Below are 18,953 nucleotides of genomic sequence, written 5' to 3' on the forward strand. Positions count from 1 at the left end.
CTGTAGCGTGACGGTCGGCAGAACTGAAAATGATTGTCGATAAGGGGTGGCAATGCGGACGCCGGTGATCATCGTGGCCGGTCAAGGACCGACCGGTTACGCGACCGAAGAACTACTGAAGGCGCCGGGCACGGTGCTGGTCGAGCACCAGTTCGACGGTCACGTGGTGCGCCGTCGTACCGTCACCGCGCCGCACGGCATCGTCAACGAGACCGAGGCGGCGCTGGAACTGGCGCACGGCTGCGTGTCCTGCACCGTCCGCAATGACCTGCTGATCTATCTGCGCCTGCTGCACCGCCGCGACGATGTCAACCGGATCGTCGTCCACCTGGAGCCCTGGATGGAACCCGAGCCCATCTGCTGGGCCATCAACCACGTGCGGGTTCGAGTCGGGCCGGGGTACATCGACGGACCGGCGGCCCGCGACGTCGCGATCGCCGGCGTGGTGACGTGCATCGAGGCCGGCGACTGGCTGACCGACGCGCTGGGCGACGACGAACTGCCCGACGGCCGCACCGTCGCGCAGGTGGCGGTGGGCCAGGCCGAGTTCGCCGACGTCCTCGTGGTGACCCACGCCGAACCCGTGCTGCTCGCCGTATGCCGCCGGCTCGCGCCGCGGGCTCAGCTCGTCACCGGGCCCGACATGGTCGAGGACGCGTTGCGCAGCCTTTGGCCCGACGCCCGCCTGGGCCGCGCCGACGAGCCGCACGGGCCGCTGCTCGCGGGGCAACCCAGCTTGAAACCTGAAGGGCTCGTGCAGATTGTCGAGTTCAACGCGCGCCGGCCGTTCCATCCTGAACGGCTGCACGACGCCATCGATCATCTCCTCGACGGCGTGATCCGGACGCGTGGCCGGATGTGGCTGGCGAACCGGCCCGGCCACGTCATGTGGCTGGAGTCGGCGGGCGGCGGCCTGCGCGTCAGCAACGCCGGCCGGTGGATCGCCGCGATGACCGTCAGCGAAGCGGCCTACGAGGACCGCGAGCGCCGCGCCCTGGCAGACCTGATGTGGGACAACGAATTCGGGGACCGGCACACCGCGATGACGATCCTGGTGTGCGGCGCCCGCGCCGACGACGTGAATTCGGCGCTGAACGACGCCCTGCTCACCGACGACGAATTCGCGGCACGCGGCGACTGGGCCGGCTACCCGGATCCGTTCGGGGATTGGCACCAGGAACCGTGCACCCGCGATGACGTGACCGTCGTCAGCGACGGCACTGATCACGGCATGGCGTGAATGGTTCCGGACTCGATCGCCAAACGCATTGATAACAAGGCGATCACGCCGCGCGTTGGTAGCGGGGCGCGTTGGGGCGCGGCGTTAATTTGAACCTCGTGTTGGCGACTCTGGTTGGCAAGAATTACGGCGCGAAACTGCGGCGGCTCGCGGTGGCGGCTGTCGCTGCCCTGACGGTTCCGGCAATGGCGACGCCCGCGGTGGCTCCGCAGGCGCATGCCGCCGCGAAAGCGGTTGAGGTGCTGAACATTCCGTCTCCCGCGATGGGACGCGACATCAAGATCCAGTTCCAGGGCGGCGGACCGCACGCGGTGTACCTGCTGGACGGGCTGCGCGCGCAGGACGACGCCAGCGGCTGGGACATCAACACCGCCGCGTTCGAGTGGTACTACCAGTCGGGCGTCTCGATGGTGATGCCCGTCGGCGGGCAGTCCAGCTTCTACAGCGACTGGTACCAGCCGGCGACCAACAACAACGGCGTCATCACCTACAAGTGGGAGACGTTCCTGACCCAGGAGCTGCCGGCCTGGCTGGCCGCCAACCGGGGTGTGCAGCCGACCGGCAACGCCGTCGTCGGCCTGTCGATGTCGGGCGGCTCGGCGCTGACGCTCGCGATCTGGCATCCGGCACAGTTCATCTTCGCCGGCTCGCTGTCGGGCTTCCTCAACCCGTCGCAGGGCCTGTGGCCGACGCTGATCGGCTTCGCGATGAAGGACGCCGGCGGCTTCAACCCGACCCAGATGTGGGGCATCGCCAGCGACCCGGCCTGGAAGCGCAACGACCCGACCGTCAACGTCCGGCAGCTCGTGGCCAACAACACCGCCGTCTGGGTGTACTGCGGCAACGGCACGCCGTCCGACCTGGACACTCCGGGCGACCTGGGCATCCTCTACAGCGCGCAGTTCCTGGAGAACCTGACCATCAGCTCCAACCGGGACTTCCAGAAGGTGTACCAGCAGGCCGGTGGCCGTAACGCGGTCTTCAACTTCCCGGCGGACGGCACGCACAGCTGGGGTTACTGGGGTCAGCAGCTGCAGGCCATGAAGCCCGACCTGCTGCGCGTACTGGGTGTGGGTGCGCCCGTGCCGCCGCCCGCCCCGGCGCCTGCTCCGGTGCCCGCTCCCGCCGTCGCTCCCGTCGCCCTGCCGGCTCCTGCCCCCGTCGCCGCGGTTCCGGCAGCCGTGCCTGCCGCGGTTCCTGCGGCAGTACCCGCGCCGGCGGCACCCGCTCCGGCAGCCACCGGCGGATTGGTGCTCGCGCCGACGGGCTGATTCGGCAAGACTCAGGGGTCGGATTCGACACCTGAAAGGGCGGGACAACCGTGCAGACCACGATCATCCATGGGCCGGGCGACATTCGATTCGAAGAGCGCCCCGATCCGCAGATTCAGTCACCGGGCGACGCCGTGGTCCGGGTGGTGCGCACCTGCGTGTGCGGTTCGGACCTCTGGCCGTATCGCGGAGTCGCGCCGACGCATGCACCGCACCCGATCGGTCACGAATTCATCGGGATCGTGGAAGCCGTCGGCGCCGACGTCAGAGACCTGCGAGTCGGGGATTTCGTCATCGCGCCGTTCACCGACAGCGACGGGACCTGCGTGCACTGCCGCAACGGCATCACCACGTCGTGCGTGAACTTCGGCGTCTGGGGCGGAGCCACCAAGACCGGCGAGCCGCTCGACGGCGCGCAAGGCCAGTACGTCCGGGTGCCCTTCGCCGACGGCACTCTGCGCAAGGTGCCGGACGCGCCGGACACCGAACTCTTCCCGCACCTGCTGACCCTCGCCGACGTCATGTCCACGGGACACCACGCCGCCCGGTCTGCGAACGTGCACCCCGGCGCCACCGTGGTCGTCGTCGGCGACGGCGCCGTCGGACTGTGCGCGGTGCTGGCCTCGAAACGTCTTGGCGCGGAACGGATCATCGCGATGTCCCGTCATGAGGACCGACAGAAGCTGGCTCAGGAATTCGGTGCCACCGACATCGTCGCCGAGCGCGGTGACGAGGGCATCGCGGCCATCGAGGAACTGCTCGGCGGCATCGGTGCCGACTCCGTGCTGGAGTGCGTCGGCACCAAGGACTCGATGCGCCAAGCGCTCGGGGCGGTCCGCCCCGGTGGCCATCTGGGATTTGTCGGGGTGCCGGCCGGCGCACCCGAATTGCCGATGGGGAAGCTGTTCAGCACCAACATTCACGTCGCGGGTGGCATCGCCACCGTCCGTCCCTACCTCGACGAACTGCTGCCCGACGTGCTGTCCGGGGCCATCGCGCCCGGCCGGGTCTTCGACCTGACGCTGCCGCTGGCCCAGGTGTCCGACGCCTACGCGGCGATGGACCAGCGCACAGCCATCAAAGTGCTGCTCGAGCCCTGATCACGCCGGCCGGACCAGGTGGTCCTCGCCGCCGACGTACACGGTGTCCCGCAGGTCGCGTCCGGTCGCGGCGACGGTGATGGCCGACGCGAACTGCTCGATGGTCGGCAGCGGTCCCCGGCTGCGGCGTGCCCCGACAGCTTGCGGATCGCGGCGCTCGTACAGCCTGGCGATGATCGTGCCCTCGATCATGTCGCCCGAGACGATGGTGAATCCGATTCGGCACCGGTCGAATTCGGGCCGAAGTGCCCGCAGCGCGTCTTCGCCGGCGCGCTTGCTGGCAGCGATGGGGGCGTAGGCGTCGGGCACCGGCAGGTGCGGGTAGCAGTGCGCCTCGTGGCTGGTGACGAACACGATCTGGGCGCCGGCGGGCATCAGGGGCAGCGCCAGGTCGACGAGCCGCAGCTGGGCGTCGCGGTTCAGCCGCATCGCGTAGTCGGGTGCGGCGCCGAACTCGAGACCGCCCGACGCGTTGAGCACCAGCATGTCCAGGCGCCCGAACCGGCTGTCGATCCGGTCGATCATGGCCTTGGTCGCGGCGGCGTCGGACACGTCGGCGCCGAGTGCGGAGGCCTGGCTGCCGGCGGCCCGGATCCCGTCGACGACGGCGTTGGCGCGCTTGGCCTTCTCTCGATAGTTCACCAGCACGTGGGTGTTCGGCCCGGCGAGCTGCTGGGCCACGGCGGCTCCGATGCCGCGGGAAGCGCCGGTGACGAGAGCGATCCTGGTGTGCATGGCACCGACCGTACCCCAAATCTAAGAAAAATAAGAGATGTTTAAGGTTTCGATAAATCGAGTCGGTGCGTCGCGGGTGCGCTGCTGCCGAGCGCGTGGGCTGACGAGGCGACATGCCGAGTTGGGCCGCGCCGAGGCGCACGCTCGGGGAGCGGACCGTTGCCCGGTGTAGGTGAACGCTCGGTTTGCGAGTGGGACAGATAGTCCCGCTCGACTACCCTTTGGGCGTGATGTTTCCGGTGAGCCCCGTGGCGCGGTACGCGGCCACGCTGATCGGACGCCTCCGTTGATTCAACACGGACTCGTGGTGCTGTTCGCCCTCTGCGCGGCCGTCTGCGCCGCTGTCGGCATCGTGGTGCGCCAGCGCGCGACCATCGACGTGCCGCCCGAGCACGGCGTCAGCGTTGTCATGCTGTCGACGCTGCTGAGCCGTCGGCTGTGGTGGGCCGGGACCGGCGCGGCCGTCGCGGGCTATGTCTTCCAGGCGCTGGCGTTGGCTCACGGCTCCCTGTTGGTGGTGCAGCCGCTGCTGGTTTCGGCATTGCTGTTCGCGCTGCCGCTGAGCGCACGCCAGGCCCACCGCCGGGTGACGCGCGGTGAGTGGTTGTGGGCCGGATTGCTGACCATCGGGCTGGCGGGATTCGTCGTGCTGGCGCGGCCTGAACGTGACGAACACCTGGCCTCGCCAGGGGTTATCGTGCTGGTCGCCGCGGTGTGCGCCGCGGTGATCATCGGGTGCGTGCTGTTGGCGCTGCGGTGCACCGGCTGGGCCCGCGCGGTCCTGCTGGCCGTCGGTGTGGGCGTGCTGTTCGGTGTCGTCGCGGTGGTCACCAAGATCTTCATGGCGATCCTGCAGCACCGGGGCTGGCTCGGGCTGCTGACGACGCCGGCGCCATACCTGCTCATCATCTTGGGCGCGGTCGCGACCGTGCTGCAGCAGTCGGCGTTCCATGCCGGCGCGTTGCAGACGTCGGTGCCGACCATGCTGGTGCTCGAACCGGTGGTGGCCGTCGTACTCGGCGCCCTGGTGCTGGGCGAGGGCTTCGACACGACCGGCGCCGAGGCCGTCGCGCTCGTGGTGTCGATCGGTGCCATGGCCGCGGCGACCATCGCCCTCGGCCGCGACGAGGGCGCGTACGAAACGCAGGCGGGCGCGAAGGTGGCTGCGCCCATCGCACCGCCGCAGGTGCAACCGACCCCCGAGCGCTGACCTGACCGGTGTGGTTTTTCACACAGCCACTGGGGGCATATCGTTAGTTTTGCTAACGTTGTAATTGGCGACGCTGGTGAACCAATTGATGAGGTTGTTATGTCGAAAGAAGAAACCGTAGTTACCGACGAGCTGACGCAGCGCATCGCTGACCTCTGTGCAGCCGACCCCCAACTTGCCGCCGCGCGGCCCCTCGCCGGGGTCGGCGCCGCCCTCGAAGAGCCCGGCATCCGGCTCCCCGAAATCATCCACACGGTCATGGCCGCCTATGCCAACCGGCCCGCCCTCGGACAGCGCGCCGTCGAGTACGTCACCGACGCCGCCGGCCGCACCGTCTCGCGGCTGCTGCCGCGCTACGACACCATCACCTACGGCGAGGCCTGGCGGCAGATCCAGGCCGTCGACAACGCCCTGCTCAGCGGGCCTGACGCCGTCGCCCCCGGCGAGCGTGTCGCCATGCTCGGCTTCACGAGCGCCGAGTTCACCATCATCGACACCGCGCTCGCGCGCGCCGGCGTCGTCGCCGTCCCCTTGCAGACGAGCGCACCCGCGGAGCAGCTGCGCCCGATCATCGACGAGACCGAACCCCGCGCGCTGTTCGCCGATGTCACGTTCCTCGACGACGCCGTCGAACTCGTTCTGGGTGCCAGCACCGAGCTGACGCGCGTCGTGGTGTTCGACCACCACGCCGCTGTCGACGACGAGCGCGAGGCCGTCGAACGGGCGGCCGCCCGGCTGGCCGAGCGCGGCGTCGTGGTCGAGACTCTTGCGGATCTGGTCGCGCGCGGTGCTGCGCTACCGGCCGTCGAGCCGGTGGTGTCCGCGGATGCCGACCCGCTGCTGGTGCTGATCTACACCTCCGGTAGCACCGGTACCCCCAAGGGCGCCATGTACCCCGAGCGTCTCGTCACCAACGCGTGGCGGACCGGCCTGACGCATCAGCAGCCCGCGCTGCCGTCGATCGTCCTGAGCTTCCTGCCGATGAGCCACATGATGGGCCGCGGCACCGTCTACCGCACGCTGGCGCACGGCGGCACCGTGTACTTCGCCGCCAAGAGCGACCTGTCCACCCTGTTGGAGGACATCGCGCTGGTCCGGCCGACGCAGATGACGTTCGTGCCCCGGGTCTGGGAGATGATCCACCAGGAGGTGCAGAGCGAGGTCGACCGCCGGGCCCTGGACGGTGTCTCCGAACAGCAGGTGCTCGACGAGCGCAGCGTCAGCCTGATCGGTGGGCGGCAGCTGGTCGCCATGACGGGGTCGGCTCCGATCTCGCCCGAACTCAAGGCCTGGGTGCAGAAGTTCCTCGGGCTGGAGCTGATGGAGGCGTACGGCTCGACCGAGGCCGGTGGTGTCATGGTCAGCGGCCACGTGAGTCGTCCGCCGGTGCTCGACTACAAGCTGGTCGACGTGCCCGAACTCGGCTACCTGTCGACCGACCGTCCGCATCCGCGCGGCGAATTGCTCTTGAAGTCAACAGATTTGATCCCCGGTTACTACAAGCGGCCCGACGTCACGGCCGATGTGTTCGACGCGGACGGCTTCTATCGCACCGGTGACATCGTCGCCGAGCTGGGTCCTGATCATCTGCAGTACCTCGATCGCCGCAACAACGTGCTGAAGCTGGCCCAGGGCGAGTTCGTCACGGTGTCCAAGCTGGAAGCCGCCTTCGGCACCAGCCCGCTGATCCGTCAGATCTACGTGTACGGCAACAGCTCTCGTTCATATCTGCTGGCCGTGATCGTGCCCACCGCGGACGCTCTGAGCGGCGGTGCCGATCCGGAGGCGCTGCGCCCCGAACTTGCCGACGCACTGCAGACGGTGGCCCGTGAGGCCGGGCTGCAGTCATACGAGGTGCCGCGCGACTTCATCATCGAGACCGAACCGTTCTCGCTGGAGAACGGGCTGCTCACCGGTGTCCGCAAGCTGGCCTGGCCCAAGCTGAAGGCCCGGTACGGCGCCGAGCTGGAGCAGCTGTACGCCGAGCTGGCTGAGGGCCAGGCCTCGGAGCTTCGAGCATTGCGGTCGCTCGGGTCCGACGCGCCGGTGCTCGAGACCGTGCTGCGCGCTGTCAGTGCCACACTCGGGGCGTCCGCCTCCGAGGTCGCCGGCGACGCCCACTTCACCGACTTGGGCGGAGATTCGTTGTCGGCGTTGACCTTCGGCAACCTGCTCGAGGAGATCTTCGAGGTCGAGGTGCCCGTCGGCGTGATCGTCAGCCCGGCCACCGACCTCGCGGGCGTGGCGGCCTACATCGAGGGGGAGCGCGCGCCCGGCAGCAAGCGGCCGACGTTCTCCACGGTGCACGGCAAGAACGCCACCGAGGCGCGCGCCGCCGACCTGACGCTGGACAAGTTCCTCGACGCCGAGACCTTGGCCGCTGCGCCGTCGCTGCCGGGACCGGCCTCCGAGGTGCGCACCGTATTGCTCACGGGCGCAACCGGATTCCTGGGTCGCTACCTGGCCCTGGAGTGGCTGGAGCGCATGGACCTGGTCGACGGCAAGGTCATCTGCCTGGTCCGCGGCAAGTCCGACGCCGACGCCCGGGCCCGGCTCGACGCGACGTTCGACTCGGGCGATCCGAAGCTGCTGGCGCACTACCGGTCGCTGTGCGACCACCTGGAGGTCATCGCGGGTGACAAGGGTGAAGCCAATCTGGGCCTCTCTCAAGAGGTTTGGCAGAGGCTGGCCGACACTGTCGACTTCATCGTGGACCCGGCCGCCCTCGTGAACCACGTGCTGCCCTACAGCGAGCTCTTCGGACCCAACGCCCTCGGCACCGCCGAGCTGATCCGGATCGCCCTGACCACGCGGATCAAGCCGTTCGCCTACGTCTCGACCATCGCGGTCGGCGGCAGCGTCGCACCCGGCGAGTTCGTCGAGGCAGCCGACGTACGCGTGATGAGCGCCGTGCGGCCGGTGGACGACAGCTACGCCAACGGTTACGGCAACAGCAAGTGGGCCGGTGAGGTTCTGCTGCGTGAAGCCAATGACCTTTGCGGCCTTCCGGTTTCGGTGTTCCGCTGCGACATGATCCTGGCCGACACCACCTACGCGGGGCAGCTCAACCTGCCCGACATGTTCACCCGCATGATGTTCTCGCTGGTGGCCACCGGTATCGCCCCGAAGTCGTTCTACGAGCTGGATGCCTCGGGTCAGCGCCAGCGCGCCCACTACGACGGGCTGCCGGTCGAGTTCGTCTCCGAATCCATCTCGACGCTGGCCGTGCAGGTCGCAGCCGGTGAGTCCGACTCGACCTTCGAGACGTACCACGTGATGAACCCGCACGACGACGGCATCGGCATGGACGAGTTCGTCGACTGGCTTATCGAGGCCGGTTATCCTGTTGCGCGCGTTGATGATTACGCCGATTGGCTGGCCCGCTTCGAGACGGCTCTGCGCGGTCTGCCGGACCGTCAGCGCCAGGCGTCACTACTTCCCCTGCTGCACAACTACCAGCAGCCGAGCTACCCGGTGGCGGGCTCCATCGCCCCGGTCGATCGGTACCGCGCTGCGGTGCAGAACGCGAAAATCGGTGCGGACAAGGACATTCCGCATATCGGTGCCCCGGTGATCGTCAAGTACATCACCGATCTGCAGCTGCTCGGCCTGCTCTGAGCTCAGGGATTTGTGCACGATTTTCCGCGGTGGCCGCGGAAAATCGTGCACAAATCACAGGGAACTGGCAGGAAATCGCCGGAACAACGGCGGCCGCGCCAGCGTCATTCAATTAGTGGGGATGCAACGGGGCCTACCCCATTCGAGATTTCGATTTTTCGTGAGGTTTTTTCATGTCGATTGACCATGCCGAGAGCACTGCCGACGGGCTCGCCCGCCGGATCGCCGAATTGTCCGCCAATGATCCGCAGTTCGCCGCGGCCGTGCCATTGCAGTCGGTCGCCGAGTCGGTCGAAAAGCCCGGCATGCGACTGCCCGAGATCGTGAAGACCGTCATCGAGGGCTACGCCGACCGGACCGCCCTCGGGCAGCGCGCCGTCGAGTTCGTCACCGAGAACGGCCGCACCGTGGCCCGGCTGCTGCCGAAGTACGACACCATCACCTACGCCGAACTGTGGGACCGCATCCGCGCCGTCGCCGCCGCCCTGCACGCTGACGGTGTGAAGGCCGGCGACCGCGTCGCCATCCTCGGTTTCACCAGCACCGACTACACCGTCATCGACACCGCGCTCGGGCAGATCGGCGCCGTCTCGGTGCCGCTGCAGACCAGTTCCGCGGCGTCGTCGCTGCTGCCGATCGTCGCCGAGACCGAACCGGTGCTGATCGCCGTCAGCGTGGACTACGTCGCCGACGCAGTCGAACTCGCGGTCGGTGGCCCCGCGCCCGCCCGGTTCCTGGTGTTCGACCACCACCCGGAGGTCGACGACGAGCGTGAGGCCATCGACCAGGCGCGCGACGCCCTGTCCGGCCTGAACGTCACGGTCGAGACCTTCGGCGACGTGCTGAGCCGCGGCCGCGAACTGCCGGACGCCCCGACCCCGGTCTCCGAAGAGGCCGACCCACTCGCCCTGCTGATCTACACGTCCGGCTCGACCGGTGCGCCCAAGGGTGCGATGTACCCCGAGAGCAACATGACGAGCTTCTGGCGGCGCGCCAGCACGGCATGGTTCGGACCCAGTGAGTCGTCGATCAACCTGGCGTTCATGCCGATGAGCCACGTCATGGGCCGCGGCATCCTGTACTCCAGCCTGGCCAACGGCGGCATCGTCTACTTCGCCGCCAAGAGCGACTTGTCCACTCTGCTCGAGGATTTCGCGTTGGCGCGGCCCACCGAGCTGAACCTGGTGCCCCGCGTCTGGGAGATGCTGTACCTCGAATTCCAGAGCCGCGTCGACAAGCTGGTGCTCGCCGGTGCCGGTGAGGCCGAGCGCGACGACATCGAGCAGCAAGTGATGGCCGACATGCGGCAGAACCTGATCGGTGGCCGCTACATCAAGGCGATGACCGGCTCGGCGCCCATCACCGACGAGCTCAAGGCGTGGGTCGAGAAGTTCCTCGGTATCCACCTGCTGGAGGGCTACGGCTCCACCGAGGCCGGCATGGTCTTCTTCGACGGCGTCATCCAGCGTCCGCCGACCCTGGACTACAAGCTGGTCGACGTGCCAGACCTGGGCTACTACCTGACCGACCAGCCCTACCCGCGCGGTGAGCTGCTGGTGAAGACGCAGTACCTGTTCCCGGGCTACTACAAGCGCCCCGAGGTCACCGCGAGCGTCTTCGACGAGGACGGCTTCTACCGCACCGGCGACGTCGTCGCCGAGATCGGCCCCGACCAGATCCAGTACGTCGACCGCCGCAACAATGTGCTCAAGCTGGCCCAGGGCGAGTTCGTCACGCTGGCCAAGCTGGAAGCGGCGTTCAGCAACAACAGCCCGCTGGTGCGGCAGATCTACGTCTACGGCAACAGTGCGCAGCCGTACCTGCTGGCCGTGGTCGTCCCGACTGAAGATGCCCTGGCCCGTTGGGATTCCGCCGAACTGAAGCAGCGGATCAGCGATTCACTGCAGGAGGTCGCCAAGGCCGCCGAGCTGCAGTCCTACGAGATCCCCCGCGACTTCATCATCGAGACCGAACCGTTCTCGCTGGAGAACGGGCTGCTGACCGGCATCCGCAAGCTGGCCTGGCCGAAGCTCAAGGCGCACTACGGCCCGGCGCTGGAAGACCTGTACGTGAGCCTGGCCGCGGGACAAGCCGATGAACTCCGTGAGCTGCGGCAGCACGGCGCCGAAGGCCCGGCCCTGCCGACCGTCATCCGTGCGGCGAGCGCGCTGCTCGGTGCCTCCGGCGAGGTGTCGGCCGACGCCCACTTCACCGATCTCGGCGGAGATTCGTTGTCGGCGTTGACCTTCGGCAACCTGCTCGAGGAGATCTTCGGCGTCGAGGTGCAGGTCGGCATCATCGTCAGCCCCGCCAACGATCTGGCCGCGCTGGCCGCCTACATCGAGAACGAGCGCAGCGGTGGCGCCAAGCGTCCCAGCTTCAGTTCGGTGCACGGTAAGAACGCCGTCGAGGTGCGCGCCGCGGACCTGACGCTGGACAAGTTCCTCGACGCTGCGACGTTGGCCGCCGCGCCGTCGCTGCCGGGACCGGCCTCCGAGGTGCGCACCGTATTGCTCACGGGCGCAACGGGTTTCCTGGGTCGGTACCTGGCGCTGGAGTGGCTGGAGCGCATGGACCTGGTCGACGGCAAGGTGATCGCCCTGGTGCGCGCCAAGTCCGACGACGAGGCCCGGGCCCGTCTGGATGCCACGTTCGACAGCGGTGACCCGAAGCTGCTGGCGCACTACCAGGCCCTCGCCGCCGATCACCTCGAAGTCATCGCCGGTGACAAGGGCGACGAGAATCTCGGTCTGTCGCAGGAGGTTTGGCAGCGACTGGCCGACGAGGTCGACGTCATCGTCGACCCCGCCGCGTTGGTGAACCACGTGCTGCCCTACAGCGAACTGTTCGGCCCGAACGCGCTCGGCACCGCCGAGCTCATCCGCATCGCGCTGACCACCCGGCAGAAGCCGTACATCTACGTCTCGACCATCGGTGTCGGTGACCAGCTGACGCCGGGCACGTTCACCGAAGAGGCGGACGTGCGTGTGATGAGTCCGGTGCGTGCCGTGCACGACGGTTACGCGAACGGCTACGGCAACAGCAAGTGGGCCGGCGAGGTCCTGCTGCGGGAGGCGAATGACCTTTGCGGCCTTCCGGTTTCGGTGTTCCGCTGCGACATGATCCTCGCGGACACGTCGTATGCCGGGCAACTCAACCTGCCGGACATGTTCACCCGCATGATGTTCTCGCTGGTGGCCACCGGCATCGCGCCGTACTCGTTCTACGAGCGGGACGCCGAGGGCAAGCGGCAGGCCGCGCACTACGACGGGCTGCCGGTCGAGTTCATCGCCGAGGCCATCGACACGCTCGGTGTGCGCCCCGCCGGCGAGTTCGTCACCTACCACGTGATGAACCCGCACTCCGATGGCCTGGGCATGGACGAGTTCGTCGACTGGCTGATCGAGGCCGGGTATTCCATTGCCCGCGTTGATGATTACGCCGAATGGCTGGCCCGCTTCGAGACCACCCTGCGGGCCCTGCCGGACCGGCAGCGCCAGGCGTCACTGCTGCCGCTGCTGCACAACTACCAGAAGCCGGAACACCCGCACAACGGGTCCATCGCACCGGTGGTCGTGTTCCGCGAGGCCGTGCAGGAGGCCAAACTGGGCCCGGACAAGAACATCCCGCACGTCACCGCGCCGGTGATCGTCAAGTACATCACCGACCTGCAGCTGCTCGGCCTGCTCTGACCCAGGGATTTGTGCACGATTTTCCGCGGGTGCCGCGGAAAATCGTGCACAAATCTTCAGGCGGCCTGCCTGAACAGCAGGGCATTCCGGATTTCGGCGAGCACCCGGTCCGGATACTCGGTCAGATCCAGCCACGTGAACCGCAAGATCTGATAGCCGAGCAGCGAGATGGCGTTCTGCCGCTTCCGGTCGTTCTCGAAGTCGTCGGCACTGCTGTGATAGGCCCACCCGTCGACTTCGATGGCGAGTTTCGCTGCCGGAAACACGACGTCGACCTTGTATCCGGCAACGGGACAGTTGGCCTTCCATCCCGTGATCTTGTTGCGGCGCAGTAGTTTTACGAATAGGCGTTCAGCTTGAGAGCGGGCCCCGTCTTCGGCGGCCAGCAACAGTATCCGAGCCGCGGGCGATCCGTGTCGTCCTTTGTTGCGCAGGTGCGCATCCCAGAGTTTCTTCAGCTCGACGTGTCGCTGCAACGCAGTGTCCATGAGTTTGGCGCCACCTCCGCGCCGCGTCGCGGCTTCGATGACGGTCAGTGGGAGTGCGGTGACTCGCAGTCCGCCGCGTTCGACGATGTCCTGTGGCAGCAAGTCGCGGCGGCGGACCCGGATGCCGTCGCGCTTGCGGTGATTGCTGACCTTCGGCACGGTGACTTCCACCGTCTCCGGCGCGTAGTGCGTGACACCCAGCCACCACGCGGCGGCCAGTCCGCTGGCGGTGGCCGCCGGGCCGCAGGACCAGACTGCACTGCGTACGCGGGCCGCGTCGCTGAACGGACGATCGTCGACGAAGAACACCCCGGGGGCGCATCGCAGCCAGTGGCCGGAGCGAACTCGGCGGCTGATGGCGTCATCGCTGATCCCCGCGGTCAAGGCTTGGGCTCGGGTGATTACGCCATCGTGGCGGCGAAGGTAGTCGTCAAGCACACAGATTCGGACGTATGCGGTGGCTCCGCGGTTCCATCAACGGGGATTTGTGCACGATTTTCCGCGGCTGGCGCGGAAAATCGTGCACAAATCCCTGGTTACGGGGCGATGAGGACGCCGGCGTCGGAGGCGGCGTGCTGCAGTTCGTAGATGTCGAGGTCGCCCCAGTCGTTGATCGGCCCGGTGTAGGAGCCCAGCCACGGCACCACACCGGGATCCGGTGCGACGCCGAGGTTGTAGGCCTGCATGCCGGGCAGGTGGTGCTCGAAGAAGTTCCCGAGGATGTCGACGGCGAAGATGATGTCGTTGATCGGGTTCGGGCCCCACAGCGCGGACGCGTTGAACAGCGGGTTCACCGCATCCGGGTCACCGATCATCGCGATGTTGCCGTAGTGCGGCTTGCTGCCGCCGGTGGGGTCGTAGGCCGGCATGAACGGCTGCAACCCCGGCAGGTCGGTGGAGAAGTACGCCGCGGTGTCACCGTAGGTCTCGATGTTCACGAAGTTCGAGTTGATGCCGTTACCCGCGACCGAGGTGTTCAGTCCGGGACCTTCGAAGCCGATACCGCCGCGCCCCGTCTTCTGCGCGACGAACTGCGCCTCCCAACCACCCAGTGAGTGGCCGGTGACGAAGATGTCATCGGTGGTGTAGCCCTGCGCGAGGGCCGCCGCCTCGACCTTGCGCTCGAACGCCAACGAATCCCAGAACGCCTGCGGCGTGGTGTTGGTGAAGATGACCTGCATGTCCGTGAAAATCTGCGACAGCGCGATCAGCGGATGGAACAGCAGATTGGTGCCGCCCGTCGTGCCCTGGTAGGCGACGATGATCTGGCCCTCGGGCGTCACCCACGCCTTGCCGACGGCGCCGGACAACGGATTGAAGGTCTGCATCTGAAAACCGTTGACGGTGAACGGCTTCAGATCACCCGGCTGGGCGCCGAGCACGTAGGCATTGGCCGACGCGTTGAGGAACTGCTCCACCGTCGGGGTGTCGCCACTGGTCGGGCCGTCGTAGGTCAGCTCCGGGACGACGGGCGCCGCGGTGGGGGTCTTGCTCAGCCCGAGCATGTCCTCGATGCGGCGGAACCCCGCGAACAGCGCCTCGGAAATGGGCGACCAGTTGAACGGGCTCTTCGGGCCGCTCTGCGACACCGTCAGGTCCAGCACCTGCAGGACGGTGTTGATGATGCGACCGGGCAGCTGGATGATCTTCGCGATCGGGTTCAGCGGCTGCGGTGGCGTCGGCGTCGTCAGGGTGCCGACGGTGCTGTTGGTGGCGGACAGGGCCGCGAGCCGGGTGATCGGCGCGAGCGTCTTGACCGGCGCGGGGGCGATGGTGTCGGTTGCCGCGGCCGGTGCGGTGGCGGTGGGCGCGGAAGAGTTGACCGTCGCGTCCTTGGCGGGGACGCCCACGGTGGCGGTCTGGAGCTTCGGCGCCTTCTTGCCGTCGCCGGCGGGCTTGACCGAATCGGACCCCTTCTTCGCCGGTTTGGCGGCCGGCTTGGGGTCGGGCTTGGGGTCGGGTTTCGCGGCCGGCTTCGGGTCCGGTTTGGCTTCCGGATCCACCCCGGACTTGGGGTCGGTGGTCGCCGCGTCCGGCTTGGTGCCGGACGTGACGGACGTGCCTGACTTGCCCGCGTCGGGTTCGGCCTTGCCGGCCTTCTTACCGGGCTTCTTCTTGTCTTTCTTGTCGGTGTTCGCCGGCTTGGTTTTGGCGGGGCCGGGCTTCTGCGGTCCGGACTGGCTGGTCGAGGTGCCTGGCGAATCGGTCGCCCCGGTCTCGGCCCAGGCGACGTTCTGGCTGGTCGCCGCTGCGATACCCATGGCCGCGGCAATCACTGCCAGGCGGTACCGACCGGATTTACGCAGACTGAGCCCCGACTGTGTCCCCACCGGTGTCCCCTTTGACATCCCTGGTGCCCGCCCGCGCGCGCACGAATCTGACGACACTATGACATCGGGTGATGTCAGTCACGATCAGGTTTGCCAAAGTCGTGGGTCACTGTGGCGGGGTCAGCGCACCCGCGCCGCCACCGCCTCGGGCATGGGTTCGTAGCGGGCGAAGGAGCGGGTGAAGGACCCCGCGCCGTGCGACAACGACCGCAGTTCGATCGGGTACCGGGTCAGCTCGATCTCGGGTATCTCGGCGTCGATGCCGGTGCAGGAGTCACCGGCGGTGTCGGTCCCGAGTACGCGGCCGCGCCGTCCGGACAGGTCGCTCATCACCGCGCCGACCATCTCGTCGGGCACCACGATGTGGACGCTGTCGATGGGCTCGAGCAGATTCACCGATGCGGCGGCGGCCGCTTCGCGCAGCGCCAGCCCGCCTGCGAGCTGGAAGGCGTAGTCCGACGAGTCCACGCTGTGCGCCTTGCCGTCCAGCAGGGTCACGCGGATGTCGACCATCGGGTATCCGCAGATGCCCCGATCCATCTGGGCGCGAACGCCTTTCTCCACGCTCGGGATGAACTGCCGCGGCACCGCACCGCCCACGACCTTGTCGACGAACTCGAATCCGGCCCCCTCCGGAAGCGGTTCGACGGTGATGTCACACACCGCGAACTGCCCATGTCCGCCGGACTGCTTGACGTGCCGACCGTGGCCCTTCGCGTTGCCGCCGAACGTCTCTCGCAGCGGGACGCGCAACTCGGTGGTGTCGACCGCGACGCCGAACCGCCGCGACAGCGCGTCCAGGACCACCGCGGAATGGGCTTCGCCCATGCACCACAACACGATCTGGTGGGTCTGCGGGTTCTGCTCGATGCGCAGCGTCGGATCCTCGGCGGACAGCCGGGCCAGCCCCACCGACAGCTTGTCCTCGTCGGTCTTGGCATGCGGCACGATCGCCATGGGGAGCAGTGGCGCGGGCATGGTCCACGGCCGGCACACCAGCGGGGAAGCCTTGTCCGACAGGGTGTCCCCGGTCTCGGCGCATGTCAGCCTGGCGATGGCGCAGATGTCACCGGCGATCACCTCGGCCGCCGGGCGTTGCTTGCGGCCCAGCGGAAACGACAGTGCGCCGACGCGCTCGTCCTCGTCGTGGTCCTCGTGCGCGGCGCATCCGGCGGCGGGATCGGCGAACGAATTGAAATGGCCCGACACGTGAACCGTCGTGTCGGGCCTTATGGTGCCGGAGAACACCCGGACCAGACTGACCTTGCCGACGTACGGATCCGACGTCGTCTTCACCACCTCTGCCAACAGCGGTGCGGCGGGATCGCAGGCGGGCGCGGACTTCTCCACACCGGCCGGGGTGAACACCTGCGGCGGTACATGCTCTGGGGGAGAAGGGAACCCGCGGGCGATGACGTCGAGCAGTTCGGCAGCTCCGGTACCCGTGGTGCTGCACACCGGGATCACCGGGAAGAACGAGCCGCGGGCCACGGCGCGCTCGAGGTCGGCGACCAGCACCGCGTTGTCGATCTGTTCGCCGCCCAGGTACCGCTCCATCAGCGTCTCGTCCTCGGACTCCTCGATGATGCCCTCGATCAAGGTGGCATCGTCCGCCAGTAGCGAGACGAGCCCGTCCCCCTCGGGCAGGTACAGCGGAATCACCTTGTCCCCGAACGATTCCTGCGCCGACTGCACCGCACCGGCGAACGTCGCGCGGGCGTGATCGAGTTTGGTCACCACGACGGCGCGCGGCATCCCGACGTCGGCGCATTCGCGCCACAGCGCCTTGGTGGCAGCGTCCACCACATCGTTGGCGGCCATCACGAACAACGCGCAATCGGCAGCGCGGAGGCCGGCCCGCAGTTCGCCGACGAAATCGGCGTAGCCCGGGGTGTCGAGCAGATTGATCTTCACCGCCCCGTGCTGAAGCGAGGCCAGCGCCAGGCCCACCGACCGCTGCTGCTCGACTTCGGCCGGCTCGTGATCGCAGACCGTGGTGCCGTCCAGCACCGTCCCGGCCCGCGTCAGCACGCCGGTATGGAGCAGCAGTGCCTCGACAAGGGTGGTCTTGCCGGACCCAGATGGCCCCACCAGGACCACATTTCGGATCGCGGCCGGACTGTCCGCACTGGGCGCGGCTCCGGATGAGCTATTCGACTTGTCGGCCATGGCGTGCCCCTATCGACGACTCACGTCCACCATGCTCCTGTCGCAACCGTCGGCACAAGACTCAAGCTGCTCAGGCGTGCCACGAACTCCATCTGCTGATCGCGACCCGGATCACCGGGCCGTCCAGCGCCACCCGGTCGTACTGGTGGTACTTGGCCCGCAGCAGCGAGTAACCGATCGCCATCTCGTCGCCGCTGGGGTGCACGGTGGCGATGCCGTCGGCCCGGGCCCACCAGAGGTGCGACCAGTCGTCGTCGTATTCCTCGGCGAGCAGACTCACCCGCGGGTTGGCCGCGATGTTGTCCAGCCGCCGCAGATGCTGCGTCGACTTCCGCTTGGCGTCCACCGCCGTATAGAGCCGGTCCCCGCTGACCGCGAAAACCACGGGAACGACGTGCGGCTGGCCCTCGCCGGACACCGTCGCCAGCACTGCGACGGGCGCGGCGGAGAACAGGGCGGCGGGATCGGTCATCAGCGGTGGCGTGGGTTCGGGGCGACGCTCATGGGCATGCGCGTCACGTTGATCTCCGGCGGACGCGTCGGTGCGGGTGGCGCGGCCGGTGCGTGGTACGCCGGGGACGCCGCGGCCGGAGGCGGTTCGGCCGGCGGCGGGGGAGGCGGCGGCGGAGCGGGAGTCGACGAGCTCGACGGGGCAGGCGTCGTCGTGGTGGTGGTCGTCGTCGTGGCGCTGGGTTCCACCGGTGCCTCGTCGGCGCCGGAATCCCGGCGGGTGGCCAGGACCACCAGTGAGACGACGAGAGCGATCACCGCGACGGCGACGACGATCAGCAGCAGGCGGGCGTCTTTCCTGCGGTACCAGGGTGGCGGCGGCTCGCGGAAGCGCCAGGTGTCGGTGTTGAACGCGTCGAAGGTGTCGCCCGTCGGCTCCGGTTCGGGGATGACGAATGAACCGGTCGTCGGGCCGGCAAACGGTCCCGTGCCGTGCGGCCCGGGGTCGACGGCGCGGAACGGATCGGTGTCCGGGTCGTCGTCCGGCTCCTCGGCGGCTGATTCCAGCACGCCACCCGGCGATAGTTCGCGCTCTGGGTCGTCGCTGTCAGCCACCTCCCAGATGCTAGGGGTGGGTCGCGCCAATTGCT

At 68.0% G+C, this 18,953-nt stretch carries 12 protein-coding genes; 6 read left to right on the forward strand and 6 right to left on the reverse strand.

Annotation, left to right across the window (positions count from 1 at the left end):
- The first annotated feature begins 52 nt into the window (after positions 1 to 52).
- The 3 genes from mrf (at position 53) to G6N46_RS19155 (ending at position 3,611) form a co-directional block, all read left to right on the forward strand.
- Positions 53 to 1,240, forward strand: a complete 1,188-nt coding sequence (gene mrf, locus G6N46_RS19145; protein ID WP_138251167.1) for a ribosome hibernation factor-recruiting GTPase MRF — start codon at positions 53 to 55, stop codon at positions 1,238 to 1,240.
- A 185-nt stretch (positions 1,241 to 1,425) separates the two neighbouring features.
- Entirely contained in the window at positions 1,426 to 2,511 is a 1,086-nt protein-coding gene (locus G6N46_RS19150; protein ID WP_226522300.1) for an esterase family protein, read from the forward strand.
- Between the two features lie 50 nt (positions 2,512 to 2,561).
- Positions 2,562 to 3,611, forward strand: coding sequence for a zinc-dependent alcohol dehydrogenase family protein (locus tag G6N46_RS19155; protein ID WP_138251165.1), 1,050 nt, complete (start codon positions 2,562 to 2,564; stop codon positions 3,609 to 3,611).
- On the opposite strand, the gene G6N46_RS19160 is transcribed toward G6N46_RS19155, so the two are convergent.
- The gene (locus G6N46_RS19160; protein ID WP_138251164.1) at positions 3,612 to 4,346 is read right to left on the reverse strand and encodes an SDR family oxidoreductase; all 735 of its coding nucleotides are present in this window, start codon (positions 4,344 to 4,346) and stop codon (positions 3,612 to 3,614) included. It abuts the gene before it with no gap.
- Between the two features lie 286 nt (positions 4,347 to 4,632).
- On the opposite strand from G6N46_RS19160, the gene G6N46_RS19165 reads away from it, so the two are divergent.
- The 3 genes from G6N46_RS19165 to car (G6N46_RS19175) all read left to right on the forward strand — a co-directional run bounded on the left by G6N46_RS19165 (position 4,633) and on the right by car (G6N46_RS19175) (position 12,866).
- Positions 4,633 to 5,556 carry a DMT family transporter gene (locus G6N46_RS19165; RefSeq protein WP_138251163.1) on the forward strand — a complete coding sequence of 308 codons (924 nt, stop codon included), beginning with the start codon at positions 4,633 to 4,635 and terminating at the stop codon, positions 5,554 to 5,556.
- A 99-nt stretch (positions 5,557 to 5,655) separates the two neighbouring features.
- The gene (gene car / locus G6N46_RS19170) at positions 5,656 to 9,174 is read left to right on the forward strand and encodes a carboxylic acid reductase (RefSeq protein WP_138251162.1); all 3,519 of its coding nucleotides are present in this window, start codon (positions 5,656 to 5,658) and stop codon (positions 9,172 to 9,174) included.
- 173 nt (positions 9,175 to 9,347) lie between these two features.
- The gene (gene car, locus G6N46_RS19175) at positions 9,348 to 12,866 is read left to right on the forward strand and encodes a carboxylic acid reductase (protein ID WP_138251161.1); all 3,519 of its coding nucleotides are present in this window, start codon (positions 9,348 to 9,350) and stop codon (positions 12,864 to 12,866) included.
- A gap of 56 nt (positions 12,867 to 12,922) precedes the next feature.
- On the opposite strand, the gene G6N46_RS19180 is transcribed toward car (G6N46_RS19175), so the two are convergent.
- The 5 genes from G6N46_RS19180 to G6N46_RS19200 form a co-directional block, all read right to left on the reverse strand.
- Positions 12,923 to 13,792: a type IV toxin-antitoxin system AbiEi family antitoxin domain-containing protein gene (locus G6N46_RS19180; protein WP_138251160.1), complete on the reverse strand. Its 870-nt coding sequence runs from the start codon at positions 13,790 to 13,792 to the stop codon at positions 12,923 to 12,925.
- A 98-nt stretch (positions 13,793 to 13,890) separates the two neighbouring features.
- Entirely contained in the window at positions 13,891 to 15,684 is a 1,794-nt protein-coding gene (locus tag G6N46_RS19185; RefSeq protein WP_322790402.1) for a hypothetical protein, read from the reverse strand.
- 120 nt (positions 15,685 to 15,804) lie between these two features.
- Positions 15,805 to 17,853 carry an elongation factor G gene (locus G6N46_RS19190; RefSeq protein WP_138251159.1) on the reverse strand — a complete coding sequence of 683 codons (2,049 nt, stop codon included), beginning with the start codon at positions 17,851 to 17,853 and terminating at the stop codon, positions 15,805 to 15,807.
- A gap of 70 nt (positions 17,854 to 17,923) precedes the next feature.
- Positions 17,924 to 18,325 (reverse strand): TIGR03668 family PPOX class F420-dependent oxidoreductase, encoded by a 402-nt coding sequence (locus tag G6N46_RS19195; RefSeq protein WP_064858050.1) that lies wholly within the window; start codon positions 18,323 to 18,325, stop codon positions 17,924 to 17,926.
- Complete coding sequence (locus G6N46_RS19200) at positions 18,325 to 18,918, reverse strand: hypothetical protein (protein ID WP_163692885.1); 594 nt, start codon at positions 18,916 to 18,918, stop codon at positions 18,325 to 18,327. Before G6N46_RS19200 ends, G6N46_RS19195 begins: the two co-directional genes overlap by 1 nt.
- Positions 18,919 to 18,953 lie beyond the last annotated feature (35 nt).

It is taken from the genome of Mycolicibacterium phocaicum (assembly GCF_010731115.1).
Classification (GTDB): Bacteria; Actinomycetota; Actinomycetes; order Mycobacteriales; family Mycobacteriaceae; genus Mycobacterium; species Mycobacterium phocaicum.